Raw genomic sequence first — 14,155 nt, forward strand, 5'->3', positions numbered from 1 at the left:
CTCTGAATAGTTGTCGGTCCGAATTTCTTGCGTGATAGTACGGGGATGGCGGCCGATCAGTTATCCGAGGTGTTGGACTTCGTCGAGGTGCGCGGGCTACTGACCGGCGGGGTGGCAGCCACGGGCCGGTGGGTCGCGCGCGCGTCGGTGCAGGATCCCCTGAAGTTCTTCGCGATGGTGAGCGGCAGCGCCCGGCTGACCGCCGACGGCGTCGGCGACCCGGTCGAGCTCGAGCCGGGCGACGTCGCGATCGTGAACAGCCGGTCGTGGCTGGAGCTCGAAGGCGGCACCGGCGACGGCCCGCCTCAGGTGATCGTCCCGGAGGAGACCGACGCCCAGACCGGCCTCGCCGGTGCCGACCGTCACACCGACGACGTTGTCATAGGTGTACGTGTGGACCTGAACGAGGCCGGTCGGACACTGCTGTTGCAGGCGCTCCCTCCGGTGGCGCACGTGCGGGTATCGGCCGCCGCGGCCAGCAGCCTGCGTACAAGCCTCGATCGGCTGTTCGACGAGGTGACGGGCGGTCGGATCGGATCGGCGTTCGCGATCCGGCAGCACGGTCAGCTCCTGCTGCTGGAGGTCCTGCGCGCCTACGTCGACCAGGCCGAGCTGCCTCCAGGCTGGCTACGGGCGCTGACCGACGAACGGCTGCGCCCGGCGCTCGCCCTCATGCACAACGAACCTGGAAAACCCTGGGGCCTGCAGGAGCTGGCGCGCGCGGCGGCGATGTCGCGCACGTCCTTCGCTGAACGCTTTCGGACCGTTGCGGGGATGCCGCCGGTCACCTATCTCAACCGGTGGCGGATGCTGCTCGCGCAACGCGCCCTCCGCGACGGCGATGTCCGCGTGGGGTCGCTGGCCTCCGACCTGGGATACGCGTCCGAGAGTGCCTTCAGCAGCGCCTTCAAGCGCGAGGTGGGCGTGTCACCACTGCGCTACCGGTACCGGGTGCGCGAGGAACAGGGGGACGTGACAGCCGCAGCTTCACCGCCGGCGCGAACGACCGCCACCGCGGCCGCTCCGATTCAGGTCCGCCTGCCGTCATAAACCCATCATGCCCGGCGGGCAGGCCAGCCCTGGAAATCGTCATCGAACGCGTGGGACACGAAGGCCCTCCCGGTTGGAGGAGCGGTTCCTAGGCAGCTCCACTCCACAACCGGAGGCCTTCGTCATCACGTCTATCTACGTCGTGTCGCCAGAACCTCAAATTTGTGCTGTTGTCGGTTGCTTCCCACCACGTCCACAGCATGGCTTACCAAAGTGGGCGCCGGTCCGTTCCACGTCCTCGGGTCAAGCGGACAGAGGCTCGGTGGCGCACCCTACGGCTTCAGCACGATTTTGCCGCGCGCGTGGCGGGACTCACTCAGCTCGTGGGCGTCGGCCGCCTCTTCCAGCGAGAACACGGCAGCGACCGGCACTGTGAAGCGACTCTGCTCGGCGAGTTCGCCGGCGGCGGCGATTCCTTCGAGAGCCGGTGTGTCCGCGCCGGGGCCAGAGCCGCGCGATAGGTGCACGCCGTAGGACGCGGCGTTGATGTCGGCGATGCTCACCACCCTGCCCGGGCTCGCGACTAGGTCGACCAGGTCGGGTAGAGAACCAGAGCCGGCACAGTCGAGTACGACATCCACCCCGCCGGGCACCAGAGTGTGGACCCGCTCGGCCAGCCTGGGGCCGTAGGTGGTCGGGATCGCCCCGAGCGAGGCGACGAACTCATGGTTGCGGTCACTGGCAGTGCCGATGACGGCCGCGCCGCGAGCGACGGCGAGCTGGATCGCGGTCGTACCGACCCCGCCGGCCGCGCCCTCGATCAACAGCGTAGTGCCGTCCTTGACGCCCAGCCGGTCGAGCACGCGGGTGGCCGTCTCGATGTTGCCCGCCGCACCGCCGGCCTGCTCCCAGCTCAGGGCGGCCGGCTTCGGTGCCCACGCGGCCAAGACGGCGTATTCGGCGTTCGCTCCGCCCATCTGGGCGTAGTCCGTGATCCCGAATACCTCATCGCCTACCCGAGCCGCGGTCACCCCGTCACCGACCTCATCCACCACACCGGCTGCATCGACACCCGGCACGTGGGGCAGGCGGAGTGGAATCCAGTCCTGGAATCGGCCGGCGCGGACGTACGTGTCGGCCGGATTGACACCCGAGGCCCGAACTGCCACCCGTATCTGGGCCGGTCCGGCGTGCGGCTCCGGCGCCTGCGAGACCTCGAGGACACTCGCGGGACCGTACTTTGAAAATTGCAAAGCCCTCATGCACACGGACGCTAACGCAGGCCGCTGTCCGCCTCGCTAAAGTGAGAGCCGTGACCGATCGTTTGCCTCACGCTCTTCGCTCCGACGCCCTGGACAACCGCGAGCGCATCCTCGAGGCCGCCCGCGCGGTCTTCGCCGTTGAGGGCCTGGACGTGCCGATACGGGAGGTTGCCCGGCGCGCCGGGGTTGCACCCGCCACCCTGTACCGCCGATTTCCGACCAAGGAGATACTGGTCACCGAGGCATTCGCAGAACAGATGTACGCGTGTCGCGCCGTTGTTGACGAGGGCCTCGCCGATCTGGATCCGTGGCACGGTTTCTGTCTCGTGATCGAGAAAATGTGTGAACTGCACGCACGCGATCGAGGCTTTACCGCAGCTCTCATTTCGACCTTTCCCAATGCGGTGGATTTCGAAGCGCGCCGTGAATACGCGCTCAGGGCGATCGACGAACTGGCCCGCCGCGCCAAGGAAGCGGGCCGCCTACGCCCCGACTTCGTCCTGGACGACGTCATCCTCGTGCTCATGGCCAACAGCGGTATCCACGCGACCTCGCCGACTACCCAGGTCAACGCCTCCCGGCGCTTCGCCGCGCTCGCCATCTCGGCATTCCAAGCCTCCCAGGATGTCTCGCCGCTCCCGCCCATGGCGCGGCTGGCGCCCCCGGCATCGGCATCCAGACGCGGCCAAGTGGGCTAGTCCTTCTTCCTGGTAGCGGCGCTCGCACCGCTGCAACCTAACGATCGCGGCACCCACGCGATACCGCCATCCGGACGGTGTGACCTGTAGCTACGTCTATGGCATCCCGCGCGGCGGGCGGCGTCGGAGACGTCCTGGCGGCCGGGTTGGTCCTTGCCGATGAGGCAGACGCCGATGGCCTCGGTAACGAACCCTGCTCGCCTCGTGATCGACTTTTGGTCGATGCCGCCCGAGGGGTGGCTTAGCGGTGTCGAGCGTACGGGCGGCGCAGATACTGTGGGACGTGGTCGGTCAGTTCCCAGCCGCTCTAGACGTGAGGGAGCGTGGATTGCCGCCGTCAGGTGGTCGGGCGTTCTAGCTGTACTGCCCAGGGAGCTTGGTTGAGGTCGTGTGACGACACGACGTAGATAGACGTGATGACGAAGGCCTCCGGTTGTGGAGTGGAGCAGTCTAGGAACCGCTCCGCCAACCAGGAGGCGTTCGTGTCCCACGCTAACGCTGCTCTGACTCCGCGCGCACGTCTTCGATTGGCGCGTCTGATCGTGGATGAGGGTTGGACGGTCGCTCGAGCAGCCGAGCGCTATGACGTGTCCTGGCCAAGGGCGAAGCGGTAGGCCGTGCGGTGTGCCGCGTATGGCGCGGCCGCGATGGCGAACCGATCCTCGCGTCCGCACCGCAGCCCGGCGAGGACTCCCTAGCCGGTAGTACGCAAGATCGTGCATCTGCGCTGGAAACATGCGCCAGCACGGCGCCGTGCGGAGCAGGCGGTGATTCGGCCGGTGCCGACGGTGCGGCCCGCTCGCGTGACCTCGGACGGTGGATCACCGACGACGGCGGGCCATCCACTGCCAGATGTGGGTGCCGTTGCGGCTCGGGTCGTTGCGGGCCACGTAGATCCAGGACCAGTGACCGGGGAACTGGTAGCCGTTCCAGACGACATGGTCGTACAGGGTGATCAGTGATCCCGGGATGAGGTCGTGCGCGTGGATCGTGTTGGTCTCGGGTGGCACGGTGTCGTCGTCGCGCGAGGTGACCAGCCAGGTCGGGGTGTTGATCTTCGCCAGCTCCGCGTCGGTGATCAACGGTGGGCCTTCTCCGCCGAGCGGCTCGACGACGCCGCAGATCGGTACCGACGCGGCGAACAGGTCGGGATAGGCAACGGTCATCTCCAGTGACATGTAGCCGCCGTTGCTGCAACCGGCCACGTAGATCCGGCCGGGGTCGACACGCTTGCGGCGTACGAGGTCCTGAACGATCTCGCGGATCAGCGGGGCGAACCGGGGGCCGTCCTCCATCCAGTAGGAGGTGCTCTGCGGAGCGACGACGTACGCGCCGGAGAAGATCCGTTGAGCCTCCGGGGTGGCGAAGCCGAGCGCGCCGCGGTTGGCGCGCAGCGTGGTCTCGTTGTCGTAGTAGTCGTCGGGAGGTGAGGCACCCTCGCCGCCGCCGTGCAGCCAGAGGATCAGCGGCAGCCGACCGTGGCGGGGCGAACGCTCCGGGGAATACAACCGGTACTTCAGGCCCGAGCCCGAGACGTGGTGGCTGAAGGCGTCCACCTCGGGGTTCGACAGCCGCCCCTGCACGAAGCGCGTGATGGTGACCGGCGGGCCGTGGCGCCGGGCGAGCGGGGTGTTCTGCCTGATGGTGTAGACGAGGTTCAGCCGGACGTTGCGGCCCCTGCTCACGATGTAGCCGAGGGTGCCACCACCGATTTGACCTTCGGCGTGGCTCAGCTCCAGGACGATGTTTCCGTGCCGGTCGAGCCGGGCCGCCGTCACTGTGCGGTCCAGGTCGTACTCGCTGAAGATCAGATCCCCGGGAGCGATCGGGATCGGGCTTGTGGCCTTGGCATGCACGGTGAATGTGCCGGGGGCCAGCCCGGCGGGGTCGATCGGCCCGAGCCGGCTGGTGTCGAGGGTGACAGAGGTGACCTGTTCACCGCCGTCGAGCGTTCTCGCGTCGAGGGTGAAGCTCACGCTGGTCGGGTGGTGGCCACCGGCGTGGGCGGCGGGGCCGGGCAGCGCCAGGCCGATGGCGGCACCGGCGCCACCGGCCAGGACGGTGCGGCGAGTGACAGACGTGGACATGCGGGCCCCCGTACCTTGCGACGTCGATGTTCATCGATAAATTCCAACCTAGCGTCGCAGAGATCCGCCGGCAACCGGTGCCGCCAGGGGTGATCAGAGCGCCTGAGGTCGTTGGAGCTAGCGAGAGGAAGTCCTGCCTGATCGCAGTCGCCGCGTTCATCCCGTTCTACTGGCTACTGCCCAACGGCGAAGTCGCCAGCATCAGGCGTACCCGCGCGCTGACCCCCCACGAGGGTCCTCGATGAACCTGGCGCTGTCGCAGTGCCGCCCGCCGGAGCGCGGGCCGATGCGGGCAAGGACAGCTACCAGTTTCGACCCGTCGAATCCTGTTCCACGCCACCACGCCTCCGGGCACCGCTCGGGTGAGCGTCAACCTCCTGCCGTTCGCTGGCGGGACGACACGCCAGTGGTGCAGTCAACAGATTCACGGAACGCTACGGTCCGATGGCGGTCACGTGCCCAGCCGCGTCAGGTCCGGCAGGGGCCGAAAGCCATCGTCACTGTCTCCGCAGGAAGGCGTAGACGATCTTGTTGGAGGCGAATTCCGAGACGTTGACGAGGTCCCAGCCGAACTGGCCCAGGACCTCGGCGGCAGCAACCGCCTCGCTGACCTTGCCGCCGCCGAGGCCGTGATGGGAGACCACGGCCAGCAGACGATAGGGGTACGTACGAAGATCGGCTTGGCCCTGTAGGACCGCCCGGGCGGTGACCATGCGGGTCCGGGTGATTTGCTCCGGGGTCTCTGCGGCGGTCATACCGGCACCATAGTGGCTCGTCGCTCGGGCAGTCTGCCAGCTTCTCAGCCGGTATGTTCGAGACGTGTCTGCGTCGGCCGGTGTTTCTCGTCTTGTCGTGGCGCTCGTTGCGGTGCTCACCACTGCCGCCTGTGACGGTTCCTCGGCTCCTGCGGGTGCGCCGACCGCCGGGCCGACCACGAGCAGCGTTGCCGCCACCGCGCCCACCGCCTCGGCCGGCCCCATCTATCGCGCTCAAGATCTGGAGCTGTGTAAGCGTACTGATCTTCGGCCGTTGGCGGAGCTGTCCCTGACGGTGGCCCGTACCGATCCGAAACCACCTCTAGGGCACCCGGGTGCGGCGTGTCTGTTCGAGATGCGGACAAAGGACGGGCACCAGGCGAACCTGCGGGTGGAGGCGTCCACGCCAGCCAGCGAGCAGGAGGCCCGGCTGCTCTACAGAGCTACGGCGCAGGTGACGGTGATGACTCCGGCCGGCCGCATCTCCGGTGTGGGCGACGAGGCCGAAGCCTTCACCAAGCGCTCCGAGCCCGGCTTCAAGTACGCCGAGTACATGGTCCACGCGCGCACGAGCAACCTGGTGGTGAAGGTCTGGCTGGCCCTCGGCGGTGCTTCGTATGCCGCCACCGACACGCTCGCATCGAAGGCGCTGACGTTCCTCAGGGCGACCCAGGCGGCCGTACCCACGCTGTGATGCGCCCGTCGGTCATCCTCGGACGGCCTCGGGCCACCGCCCACCGGGTAGCTTCGAATGGTCGCCGACCTGCGTGGCGATGTCTCGGATGTTGCCCAGCGCGTCGACGAAGCGCTGGCCGATGGTGAGCAGAACGTCCAGGCCGGCGGTGACCAGGTCTCCGACCGACTCGGCGAGGGTGGAGATGGCCCACGGTAGGTCGATGACGGTTACCCCTTCCGACGCCGCCTGCGCCAGTTTGCCGACCAGCCCCGTGACGATCTTCGCGAGTTCGACGGCGTAGTCGACGTTCGCCTTCGCGATCGTGAACAGCCACTGGCTGATGAACTCCGACTTGACGACGGACTCGTCGACCGCGGCTTTCTGCTTAAGTGCCTTCGCGTTGTAGGCACTCGCGGCGTCGCCGGTCCACTTGGGCAGGTTCTCGTTCGCTGGATCGGTGGTGGCGGAAGAAAGCTCGGAGACCGGGGTCTTCACGTCGTTGACCCAGCGGAAGCTGACCTCGATCAGCGACAGCACCGGCAGTTGATGCTCCAAGGCCTGCTCGACGCGGTCGAGGACAGCGTCCATTCCTGCTCGGGTGCTATCCAGACTGTGCTTGATCCACATGAGTGCTGCGGGTCCGAGGAGCCACTTCCATTGCTGCACCTGCTCGACGATCTCGTTGAACTTGGCGATCGCCGTGTCGATGCCGGAGCGGATGTGGTCGAACGCCTTGTTGAACGGTTCCCCGTACTCAAGATCAGTGGTGCCTGGCTGCATGGGGTGCTCCGTGCCCTCTCCGAACGTCGCGCAGTGGGCCGCTAGGCCTTGTAAATCTCGTTGAGGTCCAGTGAGACGACCTCGTCGGCCCGGTCGTACTCATCGGCGATGCGACGCAGGGCCTTGCCAACCTGGTCGAATTCGGTCACCGCTCCATTCAGGACGGCGACCATGAAGGTGTGGAAGTCGTTGTACGCCAGCGAGTGGATGAGGACATTCGCGTCACCGATGAAGAAGGCCGATGGGTCGAGATGCAGCTGCTCCGCAGCGACCTTGATGGCGGCGACCCGGTCCGACAGCGTCAGCCACTTACCTCCCTCATCACGTAGCGAGTCGGTGATGACAGTCAGTGCATCCATCTCACTACCTCACGATCCAGTCCGTCCGGCGCTGGCCAGCTCGAACGCGCGGAAGACGGAAAGGGCTTCGAACTGCAGCTGACCCGCGTCTTCCCGCGCGATCCGCCTGACGTCGCCGGTGATGCCGGTGATGCCGCCTCCGCGGATGTGCAACGACAGACAGCCGTTGGGGCTCGACATGCTCGACTCGCCTTTCACCCTGGACAGGCGAGCCGCAGCGTCCAGCTCTGCCTCAAGGTCGGACAGTGTTCGCCAGGTGTCGCGCAGCCACGTGTACTCGTCGACGTCCCGATCGGGGCTCCTGTCGAGCGGCTCCTGATCCGACGATGCAGGACCTCTCGCCTCCGCCTGCAGATGAAGGAGCGCCGCCAATTCGAGGGCAGCCTGCACGGCGGCGGCGTACGCCTCGAAGAGCGCATCGGCGAACCCGCTGGGGCCGGGCTGGCTGCGCCAGTCGCGAGCGATCGTGACAGCTGAGACCTTTCGCTGGGTGTCGACCACCACGCGGATGGAGCCGGATTGGTCCGCCCCGGAGCACTCCTCGGGTCGCGGTTCACGTCCCGCCTCGCGCAGCGCACGATCGGCTTGCTCACGCAAGGCGGAATCGTCGCCCAGGAAGTCCAGACTCGCCAGTTTGAGACGTTCAGGCCGGCTGCCCTGCTGCATTCGCCCCCCGGCTTCCTGCTCGGTCAACGCTTTCCGTGATGCGCTCGCCACGGCGAGGTAGGACCACGGTACGTGAATGACCAAGATCCGGGGTACCCCGGGCGCTGGGCTGGACGTCTCGCTACCGCGAGGACATTGTCGCGGCAGAGATGCCCCGGATGGCCGCGCCGATCTCCGCGGCGGTGTCCCGTCCGGCTTGAAGTGGCACCTGGTGGTGAGCGCTGAGCCGGCGCAGCCGATGACCGGCGATCCGCGGCTGGCCCGGCTCAGCCGGCCGTCGGCAGGAGGGGGTTCAGTTCGGTGGCGGCCACGTCACCGGGCCTCGCGCCGGGCAGCCAGGTGGCCAGGTCGTTGATCTGCGCCGGGTTGGCCGGCGGGGAGACGGTCAGGCCGTCGGCGAACCAGATCACGGTCATCACCTCCCGCATGGTCGTCGACGCGTTGGGCAACGCCTTGTGCACGGTCCAGCCCGAGTGGAAGCTCGCGTCTCCGGCCGCCATTGCGATCGGCGCCGCGATCGGGAACCGCCGGTCGGAGACGAGCCGTTCGAAGTGCTCCTCGGAGGCGTCGGAGATGACGACGTCACTGAGCGGACCGGCGGTGTGACTGCCACTGGCGAAGCACATGCCGCCCGCCTCGGAACTGACGTCGACCAGCGGCATCCACATGGTGATGCACCGATGCCCGTCCAGCGGCCAGTACATGGCGTCCTGGTGCCAGGGCGTGTGACCGCCCTGCGGCTCCTTGAACAGCGCCTGGTCGTGGTAGAGCCGAACCCGCTCAACGCCCAGTAGCGCGGCGGCCACGCCCGCGAATCGGTTGGCCAGACTGAACTGGGCCGCCGCCGGGTCGTGCCGCCATAGATTTCCGACCTGCAGGAACGCGCGACGGTAGGTGTCGCGCTCGTCCATTGGCGTGTCCTCGGTGCTCAGTTGCCGTACGCCGGCCGCGATCACGTCACGGAAGGCGGAGACCTCGCCGGCGTTCGCGACGCCGCGCAGCCGGACGTGACCGTCGCGCCGGTACGACGCCAGGTCCGCGGCGGACACCGGGTACGGGCTGGTCAACGGCGGCAGGTGGGTGATGGTCATGGCGGGATTTCCCTTCGCTCGGTGATGCTGTTTCGTCGCACCGTGTTGTGCCGACAGCCCACCAGACGGCTGATGGCCACTCCCGGAACGACCTGGCAGGAGGGGTACGTTGTGGTCTACCGTCCCGGGATGGCACCCGTTGCGGAGGTGGTGTCCCGACGCGGCGTCGCGCGTCTCGGGCACATCCGACTCGCGGGGCGGATCGAGGGTGGGACCGGGATCCCAAGCCGTGCACCGCGCAGCTATCCGTCCTACGCCCTGACCTACGTCACCGCCGGGGCCGGCCGGTACCGGGACGCGACGCATGACATCCCCGTGGCACCCGGCACGCTGATCCTCATCTTCCCCGGACTGCCGCACTGGTACGGCACGGCAGGCGACGCCACCTGGGACGAGACGTTCCTCGTCTTCGACGGGCCGTTGTTCGAGCTCGCCCACCGGTCAGGCGTTGTCGATCCGGGCCAACCGGTGCACACGGCGTTGCCGGTGGCCCTGTGGCAGGCCCGCTTCGACGCCTTCCGCCGCCGCCCCCGTGCCTCGTCACCGGGGAGCGGCGACAGCGAGGGGTTGGAACTGTTGGGGCTCATCGTGGACGCAACCAGCGCCGCCGGCAGGACGAGGGAAGGCGTGCAGGCCGGCTGGTTCGCCCGTTCGGTGGAACTGCTCGAGGGTGACTTGGAAACGCACATCGGCATGCCGGAGGTGGCCCGAGCGGTCGGAATGCCGTACGAGACCTGGCGTAGAGCCTTCCGCGCTCGTGCCGGTACTGGTCCGCAGCAGTACCGGAACCGGCACCGGCTGGACACCGCAGCGGAACTGCTGGAGCACACGTCAATGAGCACGAGAGACATTGCCGCCGTCCTGGGATTCAGCGACGAGCGACACCTCATCCGTCGCTTCCGCGCCCGCACCGGCATGACCCCCCGGCAGTTCCGGGACAGCCGGCACGGTCAAGGAGCGGGTAGGCGGCCTTCACCGCGGCGGTGAACCGGTATACGTCAGCCCCGGTTGGCCGCCCTAGGCAGTGTCTTCAAAGGATCTTGGTGTCGGATGATGTAGGGCGTGGGTCGTCGCTACGAGTTGTCTGACGTCGAGTGGGAAGCGCTGTCGCGGTATCTGCCGTCGGTGGTGACTGGTGGTCGGCCTCGGGTCGATGACCGGCGGGTGCTCAACGGGATCGTGTGGAAGATCCGGGCCGGGGCGGCGTGGCGTGATGTGCCCGTCCGCTACGGGTCGTGGCAGTCGATCTATACCCGTTTCCGCAGGTGGGCCCTTGATGGCACGTTCGAGCGGATGCTGACCGGGGTCCAGGCCGACGCGGACGCTGCCGGGGACATTGACTGGCTGGTGCCGGTGGACTCCACGATCGTGCGCGCCCACCAGCACGCCGCGGGCGCTAAAGGGGGCCTGCGAATCGGACGAACCACAAGATCACGCCCTCGGTCGAAGTCGAGGTGGACTGACCACCAAGATTCACCTCGCCTGCGACGGCCTGGGTCGGACCCTGGCGTTCGTGCTCACCGGCGGCAACGTCAACGACTGCAGCCGCTTCACCCACGTCATGGCCGCCATCCGGGTCGAGCGGTCCGGACCCGGCCGACCTCGGGTCCGCCCGAACCACGTCATCGCCGACAAGGGCTACAGCTCCAAGGCCATCCGGGCGGACCTGCGCCGACGCGGTATCGGGCACACCATCCCCGAACGCGCCGACCAGCAGGCCAACCGCCACCGACGAGGCAGCCGTGGCGGCCGACCACCGGTGTTCGACAAGCAGCTCTACAAACGCCGCAACGTCGTCGAACGCTGCTTCAACCGGCTCAAGCAGTGCCGCAGCGTGGCGACCCGCTACGACAAGACCGCGACCTCGTTCCAGGCCACAGTCACTATCGCCGCGCTACTCCAATGGTTGTGAACCTTTGAAGACACGGCCTAGGGGCCTGCGTTTCGGAGGCCGGCAAGCCATGGAGGGAAACCCCGTCACTGCATAGCGGTGGCCGGGGGATGATCGAATGATTCGGGGCAGCGGAAGGTGTACAGCGAGTAGCCGCGCCCGATCTGTACGCCGACGATGTCTGGGGACGCGGTCGGGTTTTCCTCGGACGGGCGCCAGCTGCAATGCATGCCGTTCCAGTCGCCCGAATCCACGGTGAAAATCAAGGTCATCGTGGTGCCGCAGGCAGCACAATCCATCGGGTACGGATCGGTCAACGACCAGTTCGCGTACCCGCCGACCTTCCATCCAGGCGCCAGCGACAAGTCGCTCTGATAGTGGGGACGGCTCTCGTCTTCGTCGTCATCCCACTCGTCGAGCCGTTCGCGTAGGTCATCGGGGAGCAGGTCGGCGTATTGGTACTCGCGGACCTGCTCGGGGTGCACCACGCACGGAACCGGCAGGTACATGTCGCTGATCACCGGCGGTTCGGGAGGCGCTTCGAGCAGCGGGCCGACGGCGGAACTGTCGCGCCAGTAGAGGAAGACGCGAGGACTGTAGTGCCGGTCCGAGTGGTCCACCGGACACCACAGCACCTGGAGCAGGTCGGTGCCGTCCGGACCGGCGTAGTCCGGGATATCTTCTTGGTACAGCTGCGCGACCGGAACCAACGGGATGGGATCCTCGATCAGGTCGTCCAAGTCCAGAGCATCCGCCGCATCGAGCTCGGCCCGCTCCTCGACAGTCAAGAAGTCCCCGCCCGGCAGCGGCTCCCGCGCTTCTGCGGTCGCGAGGATCTCCCGCCTGCGGTGCAGGGCGGCCGGGGTCGTCAGGCCCCATGGCTCGTGCGCCCCGACGTCGTCGCAGACCGGCCATACCTCGTCGTCCGGCCACAGCAGCGGTCCACCGACCGAGCTATCCGTAACGGTCGGAGCGCCGGGCCGGGGATGCAGGCGGGTAGCCGTGACGGAATGTTCCCGCAGTTCGGGGAAGAGTGCGGTGATGTCTAGAGGACGCGGAGGCGTGGTGCGGACCATAGAAGTGAATTTTATTGCCCGCGTGCTGGTGCCTGAGTTCTTCGCCTTGCTAAGCAGCGACGGTCCCGGCTCAGCCGGATCGTCGGGATTCCGCTGCATCCACCATGCGGCGAAGTCGTGCAAGTCGTGTGGAGCCGTCCCCGTCTGCCGCACCAGGACACCTCGCCCCAGAATGCCTCTGCCGGAATGGGAGCCGGCCCAGCCAGGACAGCAGGATCGCCGCCCTGCCGGTGGCTGAGGGCGTGGCGGCGGTGAGCCGTCGACGGACATCTTCGACGTGTGTATCGGACAGCTCGCCGCATTGCTGACCGGTGGCGGGCGACCAACACGGGATACAGCGCGCTAGGAAGCCCACGCTCAATCAGGTACCGCTTGCCCTCTCGCCCGGTGGGCCGGAACTGCGGGCGGCCCTCCTGCAGGTTCAGCAAGTCGGCCAAGGGCGCCAGGAATGACGTCAGTCGATCCGGTACACCGAGCCCTGCCAGAAAACACGTGGACCTTCGACAATCTCACGGCGTGCGCCCGAGACCAGACATCGTCAAGCCACTCGATCATGGGGACCTCCTGCGCCAACCCAACGATCATCGCAGGCGCGCTCACGCCGACCACCCACTCAGGACACAGCGCACTTTCATGCCGCTGATCGAGGGTTCGGCCTGAAGAGCTGCTCCTGGGATGATGTTGGTGTGGTCGACCAACGCGCCAGTTTCGAGTTGCTTGGCGGCGACGCCTTGGAGCAATCCGCGGTGGTGGCGAACTGCGCCATGAACCGCGAGCGGCAGCTGTCCGGGGTCAACAGCTACACCCGGGAGCTGGGGTTCAACCCTCTTGACGTTCTCGCCGCCGGCCCTGTTGGCGCCGGCCGGGCTGATCCTTTTGCAGCCGCTGGGTGGTTGGATCTGTGCTGCGGCACTGGTCGAGCGCTGATCCAAGCTGCCGGGGAGCTGCGGCTGGCAGGGTTGACCGAGCGGACAGTCCTCGTCGGGGTGGACTTGGTTGACGCCTTTGATCCCGTACCGGCACCACTACCGAACCTGGAGCTGATCTGCGCCTCCGTGACCAACTGGGCACCAACGCGGACGTTCAACTTGATCACCTGTCTGCACGGACTGCACTACGTCGGAGACAAGCTCGCCGTCCTGACCCGCGCGGCCGGCTGGCTCACTCCCACCGGCCGGCTCGTGGCCGACCTGGACCTGTCCAGCATTCGGCTTCCTGATGGGCGACCCGCTGGGCAGCGCCTCACCGCCCGACTCCGCGCCGCCGGGTTCTCCTACGACTCCCGTCGCCGCCGGATCAGCTGCACCGGCCGCCGTGACGCCCGCCTCCTGTACAGCTATCTCGGCGCCGACGATCGCGCTGGTGCCAACTACACCGGACAACCCGCCGTGCATTCCTACTACGCCGAAAACCACTGACCGCACCGACAGCGTCCGCACATGCCGCGATCCGCGCGTATAGGCGACCGCGTAGCCACAGCCACGGATTCGGTCGAGGCGTCCTACCGCCTCATCGGCAAGGGTCTCAGCTCGATCGACCTACTGGTATGGAGCATCCGGTAGTCGCGCACTGACACCGGACCGTACCGGCTGCGGCCAGTCCGGTAGGGCACGTCCCCGCCTGCAAGCCGGCGTGCGGTCGATGATGCGATGTCCTGTGCCGCTTGCAGAAAGCCCTCGGCCCACATCAGAATTTCTGAGCGTCCGCCGTCGCTGCGGTGCGCGTATAGGGTCATAGACAAATTCTCTGCGTCGCTCGGATCGGCGCCATGGGCCAGAAGGTGCCGCAGCCGGCGAGCATCGAGCAGGTAGTCCCGAAGGTCGG

The 14,155-nt window shown here is 67.3% G+C and carries 14 protein-coding genes and 1 pseudogene; 7 read left to right on the forward strand and 8 right to left on the reverse strand.

The window, feature by feature from the left end; all coding sequences use genetic code 11:
• Window positions 1–45 precede the first annotated feature (45 nt).
• Window positions 46–1,050 (forward strand): AraC family transcriptional regulator, encoded by a 1,005-nt coding sequence (locus tag ACTWLT_RS15000; protein WP_445318915.1) that lies wholly within the window; start codon window positions 46–48, stop codon window positions 1,048–1,050.
• Window positions 1,051–1,322: 272 nt separating this feature from the next.
• Here the strand turns inward: ACTWLT_RS15000 and ACTWLT_RS15005 are convergent, their stop codons facing one another.
• A complete protein-coding gene (locus ACTWLT_RS15005) occupies window positions 1,323–2,252 on the reverse strand; it encodes an NADP-dependent oxidoreductase (RefSeq protein WP_445318916.1) in 930 nt (309 codons plus the stop codon).
• A 50-nt stretch (window positions 2,253–2,302) separates the two neighbouring features.
• Here ACTWLT_RS15005 and ACTWLT_RS15010 point away from each other — a divergent pair, with 50 nt between their 5' ends.
• Together ACTWLT_RS15010 and ACTWLT_RS15015 are read left to right on the forward strand one after the other, a co-directional pair.
• Entirely contained in the window at window positions 2,303–2,950 is a 648-nt protein-coding gene (locus ACTWLT_RS15010) for a TetR/AcrR family transcriptional regulator (protein ID WP_445318917.1), read from the forward strand.
• Between the two features lie 482 nt (window positions 2,951–3,432).
• A pseudogene (locus tag ACTWLT_RS15015) lies at window positions 3,433–3,645 on the forward strand (leucine zipper domain-containing protein); the annotation flags it as partial.
• A gap of 126 nt (window positions 3,646–3,771) precedes the next feature.
• On the opposite strand, the gene ACTWLT_RS15020 reads toward ACTWLT_RS15015, so the two are convergent.
• The gene (locus tag ACTWLT_RS15020; protein WP_445318918.1) at window positions 3,772–5,037 is read right to left on the reverse strand and encodes a prolyl oligopeptidase family serine peptidase; all 1,266 of its coding nucleotides are present in this window, start codon (window positions 5,035–5,037) and stop codon (window positions 3,772–3,774) included.
• A gap of 497 nt (window positions 5,038–5,534) precedes the next feature.
• Complete coding sequence (locus ACTWLT_RS15025) at window positions 5,535–5,792, reverse strand: transcriptional regulator (protein WP_445318919.1); 258 nt, start codon at window positions 5,790–5,792, stop codon at window positions 5,535–5,537.
• 64 nt (window positions 5,793–5,856) lie between these two features.
• Between ACTWLT_RS15025 and ACTWLT_RS15030 the strand changes: the two genes are divergently transcribed.
• On the forward strand, window positions 5,857–6,486 hold the full coding sequence (locus tag ACTWLT_RS15030; protein ID WP_445318920.1) for a hypothetical protein: 630 nt from the start codon (window positions 5,857–5,859) through the stop codon (window positions 6,484–6,486).
• Window positions 6,487–6,498: 12 nt separating this feature from the next.
• Here ACTWLT_RS15030 and ACTWLT_RS15035 read toward each other — a convergent pair whose 3' ends face one another.
• From ACTWLT_RS15035 to ACTWLT_RS15050, 4 genes are all read right to left on the reverse strand, one after another.
• The gene (locus ACTWLT_RS15035) at window positions 6,499–7,248 is read right to left on the reverse strand and encodes a hypothetical protein (RefSeq protein WP_445318921.1); all 750 of its coding nucleotides are present in this window, start codon (window positions 7,246–7,248) and stop codon (window positions 6,499–6,501) included.
• Window positions 7,249–7,289: 41 nt separating this feature from the next.
• The gene (locus tag ACTWLT_RS15040; protein WP_445318922.1) at window positions 7,290–7,607 is read right to left on the reverse strand and encodes a hypothetical protein; all 318 of its coding nucleotides are present in this window, start codon (window positions 7,605–7,607) and stop codon (window positions 7,290–7,292) included.
• A gap of 9 nt (window positions 7,608–7,616) precedes the next feature.
• Window positions 7,617–8,300: a hypothetical protein gene (locus ACTWLT_RS15045; protein ID WP_445318923.1), complete on the reverse strand. Its 684-nt coding sequence runs from the start codon at window positions 8,298–8,300 to the stop codon at window positions 7,617–7,619.
• A gap of 239 nt (window positions 8,301–8,539) precedes the next feature.
• Entirely contained in the window at window positions 8,540–9,364 is an 825-nt protein-coding gene (locus ACTWLT_RS15050; RefSeq protein WP_445318924.1) for a phytanoyl-CoA dioxygenase family protein, read from the reverse strand.
• Between the two features lie 129 nt (window positions 9,365–9,493).
• Here ACTWLT_RS15050 and ACTWLT_RS15055 point away from each other — a divergent pair, with 129 nt between their 5' ends.
• Together ACTWLT_RS15055 and ACTWLT_RS15060 are read left to right on the forward strand one after the other, a co-directional pair.
• Complete coding sequence (locus tag ACTWLT_RS15055) at window positions 9,494–10,351, forward strand: helix-turn-helix transcriptional regulator (protein WP_445318925.1); 858 nt, start codon at window positions 9,494–9,496, stop codon at window positions 10,349–10,351.
• A gap of 75 nt (window positions 10,352–10,426) precedes the next feature.
• A protein-coding gene (locus ACTWLT_RS15060) for an IS5 family transposase (RefSeq protein ID WP_445318926.1) occupies window positions 10,427–11,276 on the forward strand; the annotation gives its coding sequence in 2 pieces (ribosomal slippage) (window positions 10,427–10,791 and window positions 10,790–11,276; 852 coding nt in all).
• A 65-nt stretch (window positions 11,277–11,341) separates the two neighbouring features.
• Here ACTWLT_RS15060 and ACTWLT_RS15065 read toward each other — a convergent pair.
• Window positions 11,342–12,331: a hypothetical protein gene (locus ACTWLT_RS15065; RefSeq protein ID WP_445318927.1), complete on the reverse strand. Its 990-nt coding sequence runs from the start codon at window positions 12,329–12,331 to the stop codon at window positions 11,342–11,344.
• Window positions 12,332–13,017: 686 nt separating this feature from the next.
• Here ACTWLT_RS15065 and ACTWLT_RS15070 point away from each other — a divergent pair.
• Complete coding sequence (locus ACTWLT_RS15070; protein WP_445318928.1) at window positions 13,018–13,749, forward strand: class I SAM-dependent methyltransferase; 732 nt, start codon at window positions 13,018–13,020, stop codon at window positions 13,747–13,749.
• Window positions 13,750–14,155: the final 406 nt, after the last annotated feature.

The organism is Micromonospora yongxingensis, assembly GCF_052601155.1.